The 17994-nt window shown below is 68.1% G+C and carries 16 protein-coding genes; 8 read left to right on the top strand and 8 right to left on the bottom strand.

Going from position 1 to position 17994, the window contains the following annotated elements; translation table 11 throughout:
* The first annotated feature begins 915 nt into the window (after nucleotides 1–915).
* Genes FHS87_RS22105 through FHS87_RS22095 form a run of 3 tightly spaced genes read left to right on the top strand, consistent with a single transcriptional unit; the run spans nucleotide 916 to nucleotide 3106 of the window.
* Nucleotides 916–1587 carry an amino acid ABC transporter permease gene (locus FHS87_RS22105; RefSeq protein ID WP_184521688.1) on the top strand — a complete coding sequence of 224 codons (672 nt, stop codon included), beginning with the start codon at nucleotides 916–918 and terminating at the stop codon, nucleotides 1585–1587.
* Nucleotides 1588–1598: 11 nt separating this feature from the next.
* Nucleotides 1599–2249, top strand: a complete 651-nt coding sequence (locus tag FHS87_RS22100) for an amino acid ABC transporter permease (RefSeq protein WP_221300284.1) — start codon at nucleotides 1599–1601, stop codon at nucleotides 2247–2249.
* A 29-nt stretch (nucleotides 2250–2278) separates the two neighbouring features.
* Nucleotides 2279–3106 carry a transporter substrate-binding domain-containing protein gene (locus FHS87_RS22095; protein WP_184521685.1) on the top strand — a complete coding sequence of 276 codons (828 nt, stop codon included), beginning with the start codon at nucleotides 2279–2281 and terminating at the stop codon, nucleotides 3104–3106.
* A gap of 314 nt (nucleotides 3107–3420) precedes the next feature.
* Here FHS87_RS22095 and FHS87_RS22090 read toward each other — a convergent pair whose 3' ends face one another.
* From FHS87_RS22090 to FHS87_RS22060, 7 genes are all read right to left on the bottom strand, one after another.
* Nucleotides 3421–4698, bottom strand: a complete 1278-nt coding sequence (locus tag FHS87_RS22090) for a TRAP transporter large permease (protein ID WP_184521681.1) — start codon at nucleotides 4696–4698, stop codon at nucleotides 3421–3423.
* 9 nt (nucleotides 4699–4707) lie between these two features.
* Nucleotides 4708–5178, bottom strand: a complete 471-nt coding sequence (locus FHS87_RS22085; RefSeq protein WP_184521678.1) for a TRAP transporter small permease — start codon at nucleotides 5176–5178, stop codon at nucleotides 4708–4710.
* A 78-nt stretch (nucleotides 5179–5256) separates the two neighbouring features.
* Nucleotides 5257–6255, bottom strand: coding sequence for a TRAP transporter substrate-binding protein (locus tag FHS87_RS22080; protein WP_246418627.1), 999 nt, complete (start codon nucleotides 6253–6255; stop codon nucleotides 5257–5259).
* A gap of 61 nt (nucleotides 6256–6316) precedes the next feature.
* Nucleotides 6317–7201, bottom strand: a complete 885-nt coding sequence (locus FHS87_RS22075; RefSeq protein WP_184521675.1) for an NAD(P)-dependent oxidoreductase — start codon at nucleotides 7199–7201, stop codon at nucleotides 6317–6319.
* Nucleotides 7201–8091 carry an NAD(P)-dependent oxidoreductase gene (locus FHS87_RS22070; RefSeq protein ID WP_221300282.1) on the bottom strand — a complete coding sequence of 297 codons (891 nt, stop codon included), beginning with the start codon at nucleotides 8089–8091 and terminating at the stop codon, nucleotides 7201–7203. The genes FHS87_RS22075 and FHS87_RS22070 overlap by 1 nt, the downstream gene beginning before the upstream one ends.
* 5 nt (nucleotides 8092–8096) lie before the next feature.
* The gene (locus tag FHS87_RS22065; protein ID WP_184521672.1) at nucleotides 8097–9413 is read right to left on the bottom strand and encodes an ABC transporter substrate-binding protein; all 1317 of its coding nucleotides are present in this window, start codon (nucleotides 9411–9413) and stop codon (nucleotides 8097–8099) included.
* Nucleotides 9414–9500: 87 nt separating this feature from the next.
* A complete protein-coding gene (locus FHS87_RS22060; RefSeq protein ID WP_221300280.1) occupies nucleotides 9501–10517 on the bottom strand; it encodes an amidohydrolase family protein in 1017 nt (338 codons plus the stop codon).
* A 341-nt stretch (nucleotides 10518–10858) separates the two neighbouring features.
* On the opposite strand from FHS87_RS22060, the gene FHS87_RS22055 reads away from it, so the two are divergent.
* The 5 genes from FHS87_RS22055 (at nucleotide 10859) to FHS87_RS22035 (ending at nucleotide 16820) form a co-directional block, all read left to right on the top strand.
* The gene (locus FHS87_RS22055) at nucleotides 10859–12274 is read left to right on the top strand and encodes an FAD-binding oxidoreductase (RefSeq protein ID WP_246418626.1); all 1416 of its coding nucleotides are present in this window, start codon (nucleotides 10859–10861) and stop codon (nucleotides 12272–12274) included.
* A gap of 24 nt (nucleotides 12275–12298) precedes the next feature.
* Nucleotides 12299–13009, top strand: coding sequence for a FadR/GntR family transcriptional regulator (locus FHS87_RS22050; RefSeq protein ID WP_184521669.1), 711 nt, complete (start codon nucleotides 12299–12301; stop codon nucleotides 13007–13009).
* A 335-nt stretch (nucleotides 13010–13344) separates the two neighbouring features.
* Complete coding sequence (locus FHS87_RS22045) at nucleotides 13345–14214, top strand: HpcH/HpaI aldolase/citrate lyase family protein (protein WP_184521666.1); 870 nt, start codon at nucleotides 13345–13347, stop codon at nucleotides 14212–14214.
* Between the two features lie 70 nt (nucleotides 14215–14284).
* Nucleotides 14285–15262 carry a Bug family tripartite tricarboxylate transporter substrate binding protein gene (locus FHS87_RS22040; protein ID WP_184521662.1) on the top strand — a complete coding sequence of 326 codons (978 nt, stop codon included), beginning with the start codon at nucleotides 14285–14287 and terminating at the stop codon, nucleotides 15260–15262.
* Nucleotides 15263–15617: 355 nt separating this feature from the next.
* Complete coding sequence (locus tag FHS87_RS22035; protein ID WP_184521659.1) at nucleotides 15618–16820, top strand: CaiB/BaiF CoA transferase family protein; 1203 nt, start codon at nucleotides 15618–15620, stop codon at nucleotides 16818–16820.
* 97 nt (nucleotides 16821–16917) lie between these two features.
* Here the strand turns inward: FHS87_RS22035 and FHS87_RS22030 are convergent, their stop codons facing one another.
* Nucleotides 16918–17685 (bottom strand): DUF3891 family protein, encoded by a 768-nt coding sequence (locus FHS87_RS22030; protein ID WP_246418625.1) that lies wholly within the window; start codon nucleotides 17683–17685, stop codon nucleotides 16918–16920.
* Between the last annotated feature and the right edge of the window lie 309 nt (nucleotides 17686–17994).

Genomic DNA, 17994 nt, shown 5'->3' with positions numbered 1-17994 from the left:
GCTGGACCAAGTCCGCCGACAATATCCTCGCCGCCATCCAGCGCTTCTGCCTCCAAACTCAGCAGATCGGAGGAACTACGGAATCAGGACAATAGCGGCTGGCAGGATCATCACCTTAGGGCCACGCCGTAACGAAACAAAATATGATATATCGGTGATAGAGCGGATCCCCGAGCCTGTCTGGACAAAATCATCCTGTATGGCGAAGCCTTGGCTGGTGATCCCACGAGCGTCGGGCAAGATTTAACGGTGAGGGGATGCCCGTGCTGATCAGGGACCGCTGCGCACCGCTCGGCGATGTGCAACCCCAGTCCAGGCCTCCGGCCTGCTCCTTGAACTCGGCACGAATGTCGCGCCGCTAGCATCATCCTCCCGCGTGGGCCCAGGTTGCCGTTCGCAACGCTGGTCGAGTTGACGAGGAAATTCCGACACTCGGCCGTGCCGAAGATATTGAGCAAAGCGCCGATAGTGGTCCGGAGGTCTTCCTCCATTTGGGCCCCAGCTTTTCGGAGCAGGGCCTCCGCCCGGCGAGAGCTCGTCGATGGGCTTGAGGTGCCACCATGAGGCCCGGACTGTGAGGCGACACGTCGCGGGTCCTGGCGTCGGTGGGCCTGATCGCCTCGTGCACACCCGCAGCCTCGTGGGCGATTGGTTGCCCGGGAGCCCCCTTGCTGGAGCCTTAGGTCCAGCTCCCCCATCACGATGCTGCCGAGAAACTTGAGGGCTCATCGGGGTGAGCGCTTGCCACCGATGTCAAACCGGGTCAGCCTTTCGACGCGGGTGCCTCGTAGAAACGCGGGGCCGACGCCAAGTCGATAGCCCGAAGGGCTGGCAGGAAGCGGTCATTGGAAGCGGAGCTATGGCGGCACGATACATCCGACCAAGCCTCGTCGGCGCCACGCCGCTGGCCGGCTCATGAATTACGTCTTCGAGTTCAGCCAAGTCTTCGAAGCTTGGGATGAACTGCTGGCGGGCGCGCTGCGCACGCTTTGGCTTTCCGCAATGTCCATGGCAATCGGACTCATTGTCGCCGTACTCGGTGCGCTCGGAAAGGCCAATGGCCCGGTCTGGCTGCGCTGGATCATAGACGGCTATATCGAGATAATCCGAAATACGCCATTCCTAATCCAGATCTTCATGGTCTTCTTCGGCCTGCCTGCGATCGGCATTCGACTTGAGGCGGATCAGGCTGCGCTGCTGGCCATGGTAATCAACTTCGGCGCATATGGGATCGAGATCATCCGCGCCGGCATTGAATCGATCCACAAGGGGCAGATTGAGGCGGGTCGCGCGTTGGGCCTCAAGCCGCTACAAATCTTTCGCCTTGTCGTGCTCAAGCCCGCGGTACAGGCGGTATACCCCTCCCTTACCAGTCAATTTATCCTACTGATGCTGAACTCATCCGTATGTTCGGCAATCGCGGCGAGCGAGTTGACCGCAGCGGGCAACGACATTCAGGCGCGTAACTTTCGAAGCTTCGAAGTCTACTTCGTGGTCACGGCGATGTACCTTGTGATGTCAATGTTTTTCTGGGGCGTCTTCGCCTGGGTTGAACGCGCTTTCCTTGCGCGACCAGCTTCGCGCTGAGGTGGTAGATCATGCGCGGCTTCGGGAGTAACGAGATCTGGTTCATCCTCCTCTCGGCACGATGGACGCTAATACTCTCGATGGTCGCCTTCGCTGGTGGTGCGGTCGGGGGGATACTGATCGCACTGATGCGCACCGGCCGCTTCGATTGGATGCGCTGGACGGCCATCGCCTATATCAAGCTGTTCCAGGGCACTCCCCTACTGATGCAGCTCTTCCTCGCCTTTTTCGTTCCGAGCATCTTCGGTTTCAACGTCGATCCCTGGGGCGCGGCCGCCATTGGCCTCTCGCTTCATGCAAGCGCTTTCCTCGGCGAGATTTGGCGGGGCTGCATCGAGGTGGTGCCTCGGGGCCAGTGGGAGGCCTCCTCCGCTCTCGGCCTGCGCTACTGGCGGCAGATGCGGCATATCGTCTTGCCGCAGGCTTTTCGTATCGCCATCCCGCCAACTGTTGGATTCCTGGTACAGCTCGTCAAGGCGACCTCCCTCGCCTCTATTATCGGTTTCGTTGAGCTAACGCGCGCCGCGCAGGTCGTAAACAACGCGACCTTCCAGCCCTTCACCATTTTCGGCTTGGTGGCGCTGACCTATTTCATCATCTGCTGGCCACTCTCGCTCTACGGACGGCGGATGGAACAGAAACTCGCCATGGCCACCAGGTGAGGCCGGCACATCAAAGAGGAAACGACAGCATGACCACCTCGCATGGGATCACCCGCCGTGGGCTGGGTAGTAGCATCGCCCTCGGCGCCGCAGGGACGCTGCTGCCGGTGGGCTTCGGTGCGGCGCGTGCAGCGACGCCTGAGGAAATCAAGCGGCGCGGACGGCTGATGGTCGGTGTGCTAACCGACTATCCGCCCTTCGGTGGCACCGACAGCAACCAGAATCCCGCTGGTTACGACGTTGACGTCGCCCGACTGTTGGTGAAGGAGCTGGGGGTAGAACTACAAATCGTACCGGTTACCGGCCCCAATCGTATCCCCTTTCTGTTGACCAATAAGGTCGACATGCTGATTGCCACCTTCGGCATCACTGAGGAACGTGCGAGGCAAGTACTCTTCTCCAACCCCTACAGCGCACTGGTCACCTATATTCTCGCGCCGAAGTCGATGCGCATCGCCGGGCCTGACGATTTGAAAGGTGTTCGTGTCGGCGTTGCGCGAGCCAGCACCCAGGATCTGGCCGTCAGTGCGATCGCGCCCAGGGAGATACGACTAATGCGCTTCGACGACGACGCAACCACCACGCAGTCGATTATCTCCGGCCAGACTCAGGCTATCGGCGCCAGCAACACCGTGCTGGCACAGCTAACGGCCGGCTACCCCAACCTGCAGATCGAGCCGAAGTTCACCTTGCGCGCTCAGGCAAACGGCATGGCTTTCCGGAAGCAGGATGAGGCACTGCGGGACTGGTCCAACACGTTCATCAAGTCGATCGTAGATACCGGCGAGCTGGCGAAGATTCACCAGCGCTGGTTCAACGCGCCGATGGAACCACTGCCGCCTATGCCGCAATTCTGAAGGCGGTACGCACTGATGGCGAGTTCTGCGGCGGGCTCGGCAACAGGATGGTGAAGGCTGCGAGGTGCAGATCGGCGAGGGTTTCGGGTAGGCCTTCGTAGTCGCGGGAGGGCGGTCGAAGCGGGCGAGCCGAGCGAAGGGGCGCTCGACCACCCACCTCCAGGGAAGTAGCACGAAGCCACGCGTGTTCTCGAACATTGGACGATCTTGAGCACGATGGCACTTGCGGCTCTTGCCTGTGCAGGCCCCCCCGCGGGTGCAGCCTCGATCTGCATAGGCGAGGTTCACGCGCGTCCCGGGCGCGTCCTTCGCCGTCAGCGGATCATCCGCGGGATCGCCAGGACCACCTCCGGCCACACCGTGATCACAACCTGCGTCACGATCAACGGGATGTAGAAGGGCACCAACGCGCGCAGCAGCTGGCGCATGCTGACCTCCGCGATATCGGCCATCAGGAACAGCGCCAGCCCCATAGGTGGCGTGAGCAGGCCGATCATCAGGTTGAATACCACGACTAGGCCCAGATGTACCGGGTCCACCCCGGCCGCTACCAGGGGCGGGGCAACGATCGGCACGATCAGCAGCGTCGCGGTGGTGCTGTCGAGGAACATGCCAGCCAGTAAGAAGATGACGTTGGCCAGAACCAAGAGGGTCAGCGGGTCGTTCGACAGGCCGGTGACGAAAGCCGAGAACTCCTGCGGGATCTGCTCCACTGACAGGATCCAGCCCAGCATCGCCGCCGCCGCCACGATCACCAGGATGGCCGCGGTGTTGCGCGCGGTGAGCAGGGCGGAGACCAGCACGTGCTGCCACGTCATCTCCCGATGCACGACGAAGCCCACGAACAGCACGTAGAGCACCGCTACGGCCGCAGCCTCTGTCGGGGTAAAGACTCCCATCAGCATGCCCAGGATGATCAGCACCGGCGCCATCAGGGCCGGGAAGGCAGGCAAGGTGGCTTCCCACGCTTCTCGCAAAGTCGGCCAGCGCGGTGCTCGAGGGTAACCTGCGCGCACCGAGACGATACCTGCAGCAATCATCAGGAATATCGTGCACACCACCGCCGGCAGGATACCGCCCAGCAGAAGCTGCACCACCGACACCGAGGTGGCGGAACCGTAGACGATCAGCGGAATCGAGGGCGGGAAGATCGGCCCAAGCAGCGAGGAGGAGGCGGTCACGGCGGCGGCGAAGGGTGCATCGAAGCCACGCTCGCGCATCGCCTTGATCTCCACCCGACCAAGTCCGGCGATATCCGCCAGCGCGGCGCCGGAGATGCCGGAGAAGATCAGGCTGCCCAGGATATTCACCTGAGCCAGCCCACCATGGATGCGGCTGAACAGCGTGTCGGCGAAGTTGAAGATCCGGTCGGTGATCCCCGATAGGTTCATCAGGTTGCCCACGAAGATGAACAGGGGCACGGCGACGAGGGGAAAGCTGTCCAGGGCGTAGGTCACGCGCTGCGCCAGCAACGTCAGCGGCAGGTCCTCGATCAGCACGTAGCCGATGCAGGGGATCAGGATTGCGTAGACGATGGGGAAGCCGGCTATGAACAGGGCCATGAAGCCGGCGATGACGAGATAGCCAAGCATCGCGGCGCGTCAGCTCGCGGTCACGATCTTGGCCTCGGACTGGGGTCGTCCCAGCCGCGCCAGGTGCAGCAGTGCTCCACCGCCGAAGCCCACCGCCGCGCCGCCCAGATAGATCCAGAACGGAATGCCCAGCGTCGGCGTGCGGTTGCGCGGGTTGGCGGCCAGCGCTTCCCACAGCGCCCAGACCATGCCCAGGCAAGCCGCCGCGCAGCACAGGCCGATCACCAGGTCGACGATCCGGAGGGCCTTGGCCGGCAGCGCCGCCTTGAACTCGCCCATCACCAGGTTCTCGCCGGCGTCGATCACCAGCGGGTAGGCCACGAAGACACCCAGGATCATGAAGAGCCGCGCCACCTCGTCCAGGCCGAAGATCGGCAACTGAAACACCTCGCGCACCAGGATCTGAACGGTCGGCAGGGCGACCAGCCCCAGCATCAGCGCGATCGAGAGCGCGCCGAGCACGGCCTTGAGGATGCGCATGGGCGTGGGTGGCTCCGGGCTGGGCGGGAAAGGAGAGGCCGGGCGGCGCAACGGCGCCACCCGGTGGTCACCGGCATGTCAGGCGATGGCGCCGATCCGGTCGATCAGGGGCGACCAGGCCGGGAAGTCCCGTTTCACCTGGGCCTGCACGGCCGTGCGGAAGGCGGCCTTGTCCAGCCCCTCCGCCTCGGTGATCACGGTCATGCCGCGCCCCCGCAACTCGGCCACCAGGGCCTGATCCGCTGCTTCCGCCCAGCCGAGGGACTCCTGCGCCTTCTCCGCAAGCGCCGCGGAGATGGCCTCGCGCTCATCGGCCGGCAGGCGCTGCCAGGTGCGCTCGTTGGCGAAGACCGCGAGAAGGGACAGCATGTGCCCGGTCAGCGACACGTGCGACTGCACCTCGTAGAGCCGGTTCGCGTTGATCATGGTCAGCGGGTTCTCCTGCCCGATCACCGTGCCGGTCATCAGCGCGGTGGGCAGCTCCGCCACCTCCACCGGGGTCGGCACCGCGCCGAATCCCTTCACCATGGAGACCCAGAGGTCGATGGGCACGGCGCGAAAAGCGCGGTTGCGCAGGTCCTCGGGCCGGCGCACCGGAAACTTCGCGGTGATGTGCCGCGGGCCGCGGTAAAGGCGCCCGATGATCCGCAGCCCGCCCCCGCGCACCAGCTTCTCGTTCAACTCCGCCAGCACGGGCGAGGCGGGGTCGGTGGCGCGTAGGGCATGGGCGCCGTCGCGGTAGACATAGGGCGCGTTGAACACGCCCAGCTCCGGCACGAACTTGGCCAGCGAGGCGAACTCGTGGTGGCCGGCGGCGATGGAGCCGGCCTGGATGCCGTCCACCATCTCCGACACGCCGCCGAGCTGGCTGTTGGGGAAGACGCGGATTTCGGTCTTGTTGCCGCTCTTCTGCCGCGCCAGTGCGGCGAACTCGGTGGCGAAGCGCGTCTGCACATCGCCCTCGGAACCGACATGCGCGTAGCGCAGCGTGGCGGCGAGGGACGGTCGGGGAAAGGACAGCGCGGCGGCGGCAAGGGTGCCTGTGGCCAGCGCTGCACGGCGGGTCATGCGGGTCATGGCGTTCTTCTTTCCTCCCTGTGTGACGATCGATGTCCTGCGGCGCCGTCGCGCGCCGCCATCAAGGGTCCGGCCGGTACAGGCGGATGACGGAAGCGCTGTCCACCATCTCGTTGCCCCGTGCCACGTAGTCGGCGAAGCGCGCCACCGCGGTTTCCACCAGCGGCAGCTCCAGATCCAGGTCGTGGGCGAAGGCCTTCACGGCCTTGAGGTCCTTCAGCAACTGGCGCGCGTAGCTGGTGGGCGGCTCGAAGTCGCGGCGCTGCATCTGCGCGTAGATCTTCTGCAGCAGCGAGCCGTCCGCGTGGCCGCCGGCGAGCCCGGCCGGCAGGGCGCCGGCGTCGAGCCCCGCCGCTTCCGCCATGGCCAGGGCCTCGGCCATCAGCACGAAGCCGGTGCCCACAATCGCCTGGTTCAGCACCTTGGTGGTCTGCCCAGCGCCGACCAGTCCCATCCGCGTGACGTTGGTGCCGAGGTCGCGCAGCACCGGGTCGAGGGCCGAGATCTCGTTGGGATCGCCGCCCATCATGATTGTCAGCGTGCCGGCGCGTGCGGCCTGGGGGCCGCCGGAGACGGGCGCGTCCACCCAGCCCATCCCGGTCTCCGCGCGCAGCCGCGCCGCCATCTCGCGCGTGGCCGCGGGATCCGCGGTGGAGTGGTCGAGCAGGACTTTGCCGGCGGCCGGTCCGGCCGAGGCTATGCCGTCCGGCCCGAAGACGCAGCGCGCCACGGCTTCGGTGTGCAGCACGCAGAGGATGACCACGTCGCTCGCCGCGGCGACCGCGGCGGGGGTGGGGGCGGCCACGGCGCCGTGCGGCACCACGCGCTCCAGGCGCTCCGGCTCGAGGTTCCAGGCGGTGACGGGATGGCCGCGCTCCAGCAGGCGCAGCACCATCGCCTCGCCCATGATCCCGATGCCGAGGAAGCCGATGCGGGGTTCGGGCATCACGAGGCCTCCCCGGCCTGATTCGTCAGGCGGTCATACACGCGGAACAGGGCCTGGTTGCCGTTGGCGCCCTCGCCATGCGCCCGGGCCTCCAGGTACAGGCTGGTCGCCAGGGCGAGGCCGGGCAGCGGCAGACCGTGCTGGAAGCCGAGCTCGCCGGCGAGGCGCAGGTCTTTCAATTTCAGGTCGATGCGAAAGCCCGCGCTCGGGTCCCTGGCGATCATCTTCGGCCCGAGGTTCTGCAGCATCCAGGAGGACGCGGCGCCGCCCAGCAGCACCTCCCGCAACAGTTCCAGGTCCAGCCCGGCGGCGCGGCCCAGCGCCAGCGCCTCGCAGATCGCCTGCAGGTTCATGGCGCAGACGAGCTGGTTGCACGCCTTCACCGTTTGCCCCGCGCCGGGCGGGCCCACATGGCGCACCGTGGTGCCCAGCGCGGCCAGGATGGGCTGCGCCGCCGCGAAGCCCGCCCCCGTCCCGCCGGCCATGATGGAGAGGCTACCGCTCTCCGCCCCCTGCGGGCCGCCAGAGACGGGTGCGTCCACCATCGCCGTGCCCACGGCTTCCAGCCGCGCCGCCATGCTCCGCGCGGCGGCGGCCGAGATCGTGCTCATGTCGATGACGAGCCGCCCCGCCGGCGGGCTCTCCACCAGCCCACCGGGACCGAGCACGACCTCCTCCACCTGCGGCGTGTCGGGCAGCATGAGCACCACGGCCTCCGCGTCGCGCGCCGCCTCGGCCACCGAGCCGGCGGCTTTGGCGCCGCGGGCGGAGAACTCCTCCACCGCCTCGCGCCTGATGTCGTGGACGTGCAGCTCGTGGCCGGCCGCGAGAAGGTTCGCCGCCATTCCCCGCCCCATGGTGCCCAGGCCGATGAAGCCGATACTCGCCATGCCGCTCAGCTCCGGTAGATGCGCTGGGCGCGCCGCTCGGCGCTGCGGGCGGCGTCCTGTGGCGAGGACTGCCCGGTTACGACCTCGCCGAACATGTCGGACACGATGTTCTCCGCCAGGGCCGCCGCGGAGGCCGTGCCGAGCGTGCCGGCATGGCCGACCGAGCGCCCCCGCGCCGCCACGTCGCGGAACACCCGTATCTTCGGGTCCCGGTCCCAGAGCGGGCTCGATTCATAGGCGCGCAGGGCGTGGCTGAGGTAGCCCACGGAGCCGTCCAGCACGCGCTCGTATTGCGGCTTCTCCAGCAGGAAGGTGAGGAACGCCTTCGCCGCGTTCGGGTAGCGCGTGTAGCGGAAGGCGATGAAGGGATAGACGAGGTGCATCTCGGTCGGCTGCGCGGCCGGGCCGATGGGCCAGTTCGCGTGGTCGATGTCGTCGGCGAAGGCCATCCGGTCCGCGCGCGCCTTGGCGTAGACGGAGACGGAATTGTTGGTCAGCCAGACCTGCTCGCCCAGGAAGGCGCTGTTGTTCGAGGCATCGGTCCAGGACACCGTACCCGGGATGAGGCTGGGCGCGAGGGCGCGCGCGTAGTCCAGGGCGCGCAGGGTTTCCGGGCTGTTGAGCGCGACGCGGTTGTTCTCGTCCACCAACCTTCCGCCATGTGACCAGAGCAGCCAATGGCAGAAGGAATTGCCGTCGCTCGGCGCGCGGCCGAAGGCGAAGCCCGCGGGCTTGCCGATCCGCTTCATCTCCGTGCACAGCTTCAGGAACCCGTCGGTGTCGGTCGGGAAGCTCTGGAACCCCGCCTCCTTCATCGCGGACACGCGGTAGACCGGCAGCACGCCGATGACGACGTTGGAGATGCCGATCCAGCGCCCGTTGCGCTTCCCGTACCCCTCGATCAGCGGGTACCAGCCGCCGTACTTGCCCCCGATGTGGTCGGCGACGTCCGAGAGGTCGAGCAGCTTGTCGGCGAAGAGGTGGGGCGTGGTGTGCAGGGTCCACGCAAGGTCGGGGCCGCTGCCGACATTGGCGGCGACGCTGAGCTGCGGCTGCACGTCGTCCTGCCACACGTTGTCGATGCGCACGGGCACGCCGGTCGCCTCGGTGAAGGCGCGGATGTTCTCGGTCGTGGCCTTGTCCTCGGCGTCGAGGAAGCGGCTCCAGCGGAGGAAGCGAAGCTGCGCCCCCGGCTCGGGCTTGAAGGGCTGCTCCTGCGCCCAGGCGCGGGACCAGCGGGACAGTGCCTCGCCGGTGAGGCCGAGCGAGGCGGTGCCGGCCAGGGTGGCGGCACGGCCGAGGATGCTGCGTCGTCCAAGCATGATACGGTGCTCCTCCCGTTTCGTGTTTTCCGTCGCGGGCCGGGGACGCAAGCGCCGGTGCGCCGCTCCCGTCCCCCTGGCGCGTTCCTACAGGCGGTAGATCCTCGCGGCGTTGTCGTGCAGCAGCGCGCGGCGCTGGGCCTCCGGGCGGTCGGCGATCGCCTGGAGGAAGCCGTCCACGATGGCGTCGAAGCGGCCGGTCAGGCCGTCCACTGGGAAGTTGCTGGCGAAGAGGCAGCGGTCGGGTCCGAAGACCGCGATGGCTTCGCGAATTACGGGAAGATTGGCCTCCGCCCGCCAGGGCTGGCCCGGCAGGCCGAGACCCGAGACCTTGAGCGCGACATTGGGTGCGCGGGCCAGGGCGTCGAGTGCGTTGCGCCAGGCACGCAGGGCATCGGGGCTCCGGTCCGCCGGCAGGCCGGTGTGGTTCACGATGACCGGCGTGCCCGGGAAGTCGCGTGCCAGGTCGAAGGCCGCGTCCAGGTGCCACCAGGGTGTCTGCAGGTCGAAGCTCAGCCCGTGCCGCTCCAGCATGGCGTAGCCGCGCCGCCAGGCCGGATCGTCCATCGAGCCCGGCGCCCCCCGTCGCGCATCCTCCGGCCGCGCGGCGGCGCGCGGCTTGTGGCGGATGCCGCGCACCAGGGGGCGGGCCGCCTGCGCCGCCAGCACCGCGTCCACCTCCGGATCGTCCAGCCGGGCCTGGCCGACGCAGGCGCTGGGCAGCCCTTCCCGCTCCGCCAATTGCTCCAACCAACTGGTTTCGGCGACCGGGTGGGCCGGGTCGAACTCGGCCTCCATGTGGACGGTGCCCACGACAGGAAGCCCGGCCGCGTCGGCCCGGTAGTCGGCGGGAAGATAGTTGCGGCGCAGCGCGCTGTAGTCGCCGTAGCGGAACGGGATCGGCTCGGGGTCGCAGAGCCAGGGATGGTAGTTGGCGTCCAGGTCCCAGAAGTGCTGGTGGGCGTCGATGATGGGCAGCACCGCGCTGTCACCCGGGGCCGTGCCCAGATCGACATTCTTGCGCCCCAGGAGCCCGTCGCCCTGCGCCTCGCGGGCCGGAAGGCAGTGCGTCGCCCCGGGGGGCATCGCAGAGGGGCTGGTCACCGGGCTGGTTCCGCCGCCTGCATCTGGAAACCCGGCCTCAAGGCGAGGTGTCCGGGGCTGCGATGGCTGTTCCACGGCAGGTCATGGAACCGGTCATGCACTGCGGGATCGCGCGGGGCGGTGCGACGGGAAGGAGGGCGCGCTTGCCCACCGTGTGCGGCTCCATGGTCGTCTCTCCCGGTAAGCGGAAGCTTTCCGGCGCGGCGGCACCGGTCGCTTCTCTGTTGCCCAACTCTGGCACGTCGTCCTATTGTAGGACAAGCAAATGTGGAGCGGAGAAGCAGCACGACCCTCCCGATAGGCGGCCGCCGACCGCCTGCAGGCCGAACGGAGACCTCCGCTTGAAGAACCAGGGCCAGTTTTCCAGCAAGCTGCAGGAGCTTCTCGGCCCTCAGGGAGTGGTCACCGATCCGTCGCGGCTGGCGCGCTACTGCGCGGACTGGTCCGGCGACCTGGCCGGGATCCCGCTTGCCGTGGCGCGGCCCGCGGACACGGCCGGGGTGGCGGCGGTGCTGCGGCTATGCGCCGGGGAAGGCGTGCCCGTGGTGCCGCAGGGCGGGCACACCGGCCTGGTCGGCGGCGCCGTACCATCCCCCTCCGGCAACGAGCTCGTGCTCAGCCTGGAGCGCCTGGACCGCGTGCGGTCGGTAGACCCCGTCAACTTCAGCATGGTCGCGGAAGCGGGCTGCGTGCTGGAAACGCTGCACTGCGTCGCGCAAGAGCATGACCTCCTGCTGCCGCTTTCGCTCGGCGCGAAGGGGAGCTGCCAGATCGGTGGCAACATCGCCACCAACGCCGGCGGGGTGAACGTGCTGCGCTATGGCATGGCGCGTGATCTCGTGCTGGGCCTGGAAGTCGTGCTGCCGGATGGCCGGATCTGGAACGGGCTGCGCAGCCTGCGCAAGAACAACACGGGCTACGACCTGAAGCAGCTCTTCATCGGGTCCGAGGGAACGCTCGGCGTGGTGACCGCGGCGGTGCTCAAGCTCTTCCCGCGCCCGACGCAGGTGCAGACGGTCATGCTCGGCCTGGACTCCGTTTCCGCCGCCATGGGCCTCTACGCGGCGGCACGGCGCGACCTTTCCGACCTGCTATCGGCCTTCGAGCTGATGCCGCGGGGCTGCATCGACCTCACGCTTCGCGCCATCCCGGGACTGCGGGACCCGCTCCCCACGCCGGCCCCTGTCTATGTGCTCATGGAAGCCTCGGCATGCGGGCTGGTCGATCTTGCCGAGCTGACGGAACGCTTCCTCGCGAGACGCATGGAACTCGGCGGGATCCTGGACGGCATAGTGGCCACCAGTCAGGCGCAGGCGGCAGATTTCTGGCGCATCCGCGAAGGCCTGGTGGAGGCGCAGCACCGGCACGGGCGACACCTGCGCACCGACGTGTCCGTGCCGATCTCCTGCCTGCCGGGCTTCCTGGAGCAGGCCGATGCCGAGTTGGCGCGGCATCTGCCGGCGGCGTTGCCGGTGGTGTACGGCCATGTCGGCGATGGCAACATCCACTACAACCTGCTGCCGCCGAAAGGGCTGCCGGAGGCAGAGGTGCACGCGCTTCTCGAACAGGGGGAGGCGCTGATCTTCGCGCTCGTGGACCGCTTCGGCGGCTCGATCAGCGCGGAGCACGGCATCGGGCGGGTCAAGCGGGAACCCTTCGAGCAGCGCCTGTCCGCGGAGGACCGCGACCTGTTGCGTGCGCTCAGATCCGGCATCGATCCGCACAACCGCATGAGCCCCGGGCGCCTGTTCGCGTAACATGGCGGATATGTCGGAAGGGCGATGAACGACCGCATCAGCCGGGCGCCGCAGCTCCCGTCCCGCGTCGCCTCGCTGGTGGCCGGGGCCATTGCCGAAGGGCGCTGGAAGCCGGGCGAGCGCCTACCCGCGGAGCAGGCGCTCGCGGATCTTTACGGCGTCAGCCGCAACGTGGTCCGCGAGGCGATCTCGCGCCTCCGGGCGGACGGGCTGGTGCAGTCGCGCCAGGGCGTGGGGGCCTTCGTCGCACGCGCGCAGGGAACAGGCGTGCTCCGCTTCGACGCGGAGCTGCTGAGCGATCGCACGACCTTCGGCAACGTCTTCGAGCTGCGCGCCATCCTGGAGATCCAGACCGCGGGATTGGCGGCGGAACGGCGGAGCGATTCCGACCTCGCGGCCATCGCCCACGCCTACGAGCGCATGGTGCGGGAGTCGGAGGGCGAGGCAGGCGGCGTTGACGCCGATCTGGACTTTCATCGCGCCATCGCGCGGGCGACCGGCAATGCGCAGATCGCCGCGGTTGTGAGCTTTCTGTCCGACCAGATCCGGGAAACCATCCTGGCGACGCGGGCGCGCCCGGGCAGTTTCGTGGGCCGGATCATCGAGGTGACGCTCGCCGAGCATGCAGCGATTCAGGACGCCATCTCGTCCGGCTCCGCAGGGGCGGCGAAGGACGCGATGGCGGCGCATATCAGGAATGCTGCGAACCGGATCGGGTACACGCTGTCCATCTGAGGTTTCGGAGCGGATCAGCTATGCTGTTGCAGGATCGCATGACGGTGCGGTCAGTCTCGGAAAGCGCGAACATAGGCGGCCGCGCACCGCGCACTGGTGCATCCTCCTCCGGACGCCAGCCCGGGTCGCCTCCATCCAGCGCCTCGCGCCCCTGCGTATGGAGACGCGGGTATCCCCTTCCCTTTCGCACCCCTCGCGCCATGGCCTGGACACGGTACACTGGACCCCATGACCCCTGGCACGATCGCGACATCCGGGATGGCGTCGGCATTCGCGCTCTTCCTGCCAGGGCAGCCTCTGCTACGTCAGGTCACCACCTGAAGGGATCATGCCGAATGAGCACAACGACCGCACCGCGCTGGCGCTCGCTCCTCTTCGTGCCGGCCCATGTCGAGCGTTTCATTGCCCGCGCGCATGAGCGCGGTGCCGATGGCGTGATCCTGGACCTGGAGGACGCGGTCCCGGCGGAGAGGAAGCCGGAGGGGCGCGCGATGCTCCGGGCTTCCATCGCCAGCATCACCCGCAACGGAACGGCGGCCATGGTGCGGGTGAACCACAATCTCCGGCATGTCGGGCAGGACCTGGAAGCCGCGGTGCTGCCAGGCTTGGCAGCGCTGGTGCTTCCAAAGGTGGAGGATGCGGGATTCGTCCGCGACGTCGCCGATACCGTCGCGGAACTCGAGCGCGAGCGAGGCCTGCCCGTCGGCGGGATCAGGCTGATCCTCCAGGTCGAGACTCCAGGGGCCCTGTTCGTGCTGCCGGCCATCGCCGGTGCCCACCCGCGCGTCGCCGCGATGACGCTCGGGCCCGAGGACTACTCCGCCGCCATGGGCGGCGTGCCGGAGCCGGACACGCTTCTGACGCCGAACTACGCCGTGCTCTGCGCCGCCCGCGCCGCCGGAATCCTTCCCCTGGGCTTCGTCGGCAGCATCGGCGCCTACTCGGACATACCCGCCTTCGCCGAGATGGCCCGGCGGGCGCGCCGCTTGGGTTTCCGCGGCGCGCTGATCGTGCACCCCTCCCAGGTCGGGCCCTTGAACGAGGCCTTCTCCCCGAGCGCGGAGGAACTGGACTGGGCGCGCCGGGTGGTGGCGGCAGATGCCGCGGCCCGGGCCGAAGGTCGCGGCGCCTTCCCGATCGACGGGAAGATGGTGGACCCGCCAGTCGTTCGCCGGGCGGAGGAGATTCTCGCCCTGGCAGGATAGCGCTGCTGCCGGGCAGGCCACGCAGAGGGCCGCCCGCGAGCAACGCCCACGCTGAACAAAGGAGGAAATGATGAACCACCAGATCCGACGCCGCGGCCTGCTCTCGGGCGCGGCCGCCCTTGCCCTGCCCTTCCCCCACGCACGGGCCCAGGGCGCCTGGCCACAACGGCCCCTCCGTATCGTCCTGCCCTATGCACCCGGCGGCAGCACGGACGCCTCGGCACGGCTGATCGCCACGCCCATGACCGCGTCCCTCGGCCAGCCCGTGGTGGTGGAGAACCGCCCCGGCGCGACGGGCACGATCGGCGCCGCCGAGATCGCACGCGCCCCGAAGGACGGGTACAATCTGCTGGTGGACGCGGCGGCGCATGGCTCGAACCACGCGCTCTACCGCAACCTGCCCTTCGACTACGCGCGGGACTTCGCGCCGATCACGCAGCTGACCGTCTCGCCGCAGATCCTGGCCGTGCACCCTTCCCTGCCGGTGAACAGCGTCGCTGAGCTGGTCGCCCTGGCGAAGCGGCAGCCCGGCACGCTCTCCTACGGCACCCCGGGCAACGGCTCGGCAGGGCACCTCGCCTGCGCCTCCCTGGCCTGGCATGCGGGGATGGACGTCACCCAGGTCGCTTATCGAGGCGGCGGCCCGGCGGTGCAGGACCTCCTGGCCAACCAGATCAGCTTTACCTTCGCCTCGGTCTCGGCCGTGCTGGCGCTGGTGCAGGACGGGAAGCTGCGCCCGCTCGCGGTCTCAAGCCTTTCCCGTATCGCGCCCCTGCCGCAGATACCGGCCATTGCCGAAACCTATCCGGGTTTCGACATCAATGAATGGGCTGGGCTCTATGCACCGGCCGGGACGCCCGATGCCGTGCTGGACCAGATCAGCGAGGCGGCCCGGGCCGCGCTCGCGGTGCCGGAGGTCCGGCAGCGGCTGGAGCAGCTTGGGGCGCAGGCTATGGGCAACCGCCGGGCGGAGTTCAACGCCTGGCTAGCCCAGCACCGGACCCGCATGAGCGAACTCGTGCAGGCGGCGGGCATCAAGCCGGACTGACGCACCGGCGGCCCCGGCAACCCAGGCGGCGATCCGGGGCCTGTTCGCGGGTCGGAGGTAGGCGGGGACACCCTTCCGGCTTTCGGACGCCCATCCTGCGAGCTCGAGCCCACCGATTCCGGCGAGCAGCACGCGCGCCTGCCGAGACTTGCCTGACGGGCTTTCGGCCTGCGGCGATCCATCGACCCGACCGGGCCGTGTCCGGTTGCCGGCCAAGCTGGACCATGCTGTGACTGGCCGATACGACCCTGTCTGCCGCTCAGGCCAAGATGGGGACGGCGCACACCGCGCTGGAACCCGTGGCACCGGCTTGATGAGATCGAACCTTTGATCATGATGGGTTGAGGCGAAGCGCATGACAGCTGTGGTGCAGTTCGCGCCGGATGGCCGGGGGCCGCTCGACGGGGTGCGGATCCTCGACATGTCGCGCCTCGTTGCCGGCAACATGACGACCCATGTGCTCGCCGATTACGGCGGGGACGTGATCAAGATCGAGCGCCCCGGGAAGGGCGACGACCTCCGCAGCTGGCGCGTCGAGGGCATCGAGACCTTCTGGAAGGTCTATTCCCGCAACAAGCGCAGCGTGGCGCTGGACATCCACGAGGCCGAAGGGCGCGAGTTGCTGCTGCGCCTGATCGACAGCAGCCAAGTCCTCGTCGAGAACTTCCTCCCGGGGACGCTGGAGCGCTGGGGGCTGGGGCCAGAAGCGCTGCACGCCCGCAATCCCGGCCTCATCATCCTCCGCATCTCCGGATGGGGCCAGACCGGTCCCTGGCGGCTGCGGCCGGGCTTCGGCACGCTGGTGGAGGCGATGTCAGGCTGGGCCTTCATGAACGGCCATCCGGACAAGCCACCCACCCTGCCGCCGCTCGCCATGGCCGACATGGTGGCGGGCCTCTACGGCGCCTCCGCCATCCTGGCGGCACTGCGCGCGGTGGAGCGGGGCGAGGCGCCGGGCCAGGTGATCGACCTCTCCCTGTTCGAGCCGATCCACGCCATGGTCGGGGCCGAGGCGGCGCATGTGCGCCTGACCGGAGAGCCGACCATGCGCTCCGGGAACCAGTCCTCCCACACGGCGCCGCGCAACGTCTATGCCTGCGCGGACGGTGCCTATGTCGCCCTCTCCGGCTCCATGCAGTCCATGGCAGAGCGCATCTTCGACACGATCGGCCGGCCGGAGCTGAAGACCGATCCACGGTTCCTGGACAATGCAGCGCGCGTCGCCAACCGGGACGAGCTGGACGCCATCATCGGCGCCTTCGTCGCCCTGCGACGCCAGGCCGAGAACCTCGCGCTCTTCGACGCGGCCGGGGTGACCGTCGGGCCGGTTCACTCCGTCGCCGAACTGCTCGACCACCCCTATGTGCGGGGGCGGGAGGCCATCATCGAGGTGGCGGATGAGGAGATGGGGGCAATCCCCATGCACAACGTCATCCCGCGCTTCTCCGCGACACCCTCCCCATTGCGCCGCCCGGCCCCCGGCGTGGGAGAGCACACCGAGGAGCTGCGCCGCGAGTTGGGATTGCCCGGCCCCGGCCTGGTAAGCGGCCCGGGGTGAGATCGGCGGCCCGCTCGGGGTAGCGGGCCGGCGGAGCTTGATCCACCGAGGGGAGTGGGAACGAAGCAGGGCCCGATGCTTTCGGGCGCTCGCTGGGTCAGGCCGGGACGAGTGTTTCTGCCAAAGGGCTCCAGGCTGCATCACGAAGGTAGCGGCGCATTGCCTCTTCGTCGGTCCAGCGCATTCCGGCGGGAAGGCGGATGGCTTCGCAGCGCAGTGTCAGCGTGCTCTCGCGGAAGGGCCACGGGTCCAGCGACCAGCGAGACGTCTCCAGCCGTACGAGCTTCATCTTGCGGGTGCTGCCATCCTGCATCGGAGCCTCTCCGGCCTTGTCCGGATCGGCAAAGCACAAGGCCAGCGAGAGGGCGTCGGTCACCGCGACGAGGGCGGAGTTCTGCTTCACCTGGTCGGGCGTCGCGCCGAGCTTGGCGATCCAGTCGGCCTGCAGTGCGTCCTCCTTGGCGGCATTGCGGTCGATCGCGGCGTGGTCATCCGGCGGCAGGCATTCAGGGTTCATGTACTGCGTATAGATACGCGTGCCGTGGAGTGAGATGAGCAAGGCGGGCCAAAGACCCCAGGCGGCACGGGCCATCTCCACACCCCTTGCCCACATGGGAGCATGAACCGCCGCGCCGAGGCTCGTGAAAGCATGGGGCAGGCCCGTCGCCGGGTCGAGGGTCGGAGCAGTTTCCCAGGACAGCCAAGCAATATCGTGCTGCCCGGCGGCGAGGATAACCTCGGGCGCCGGATCGGGCCGCGCGAAGCCTGGAGCGCGCCATTCGGCCATCATCTGGCCCGAGAGAAGGGCGTGGGAGGGCTGGGGGATGAGGAGGCGGGTACCGTCCTCAGGTCGTCGCAGGATCATGCGGCGTCAACGTGCGAGGGAGCTGCCGAGACGCAAGCCTTTTTAGGCAGATTGATTTTCAGCACAAGGCGGCATGGGTGACCTGATTTTGTCGCCATCGCCTCCTTCGAGGCGATGCATGCCCCTGGACTGGGCCGACAATGGGCTTGGTAGAAGATATGATCTCCACTGCCCACGAAAACCAAAAGCCCATCATCCCGCATTGGGCTGATGGGCTCCACCCCGCGTGGGTGATGTATCCGTTTTTTGATCCGGTCTGGTGGCCTGGCGCCGACCGACTCTCCCGCGCCTTAAGACGCAGTACCATGG

This window comes from Muricoccus pecuniae (genome assembly GCF_014199205.1).
In the GTDB taxonomy this organism is placed as follows: domain Bacteria; phylum Pseudomonadota; class Alphaproteobacteria; order Acetobacterales; family Acetobacteraceae; genus Roseomonas; species Roseomonas pecuniae.
This window is presented reverse-complemented; position numbering and strand designations above follow the sequence as displayed.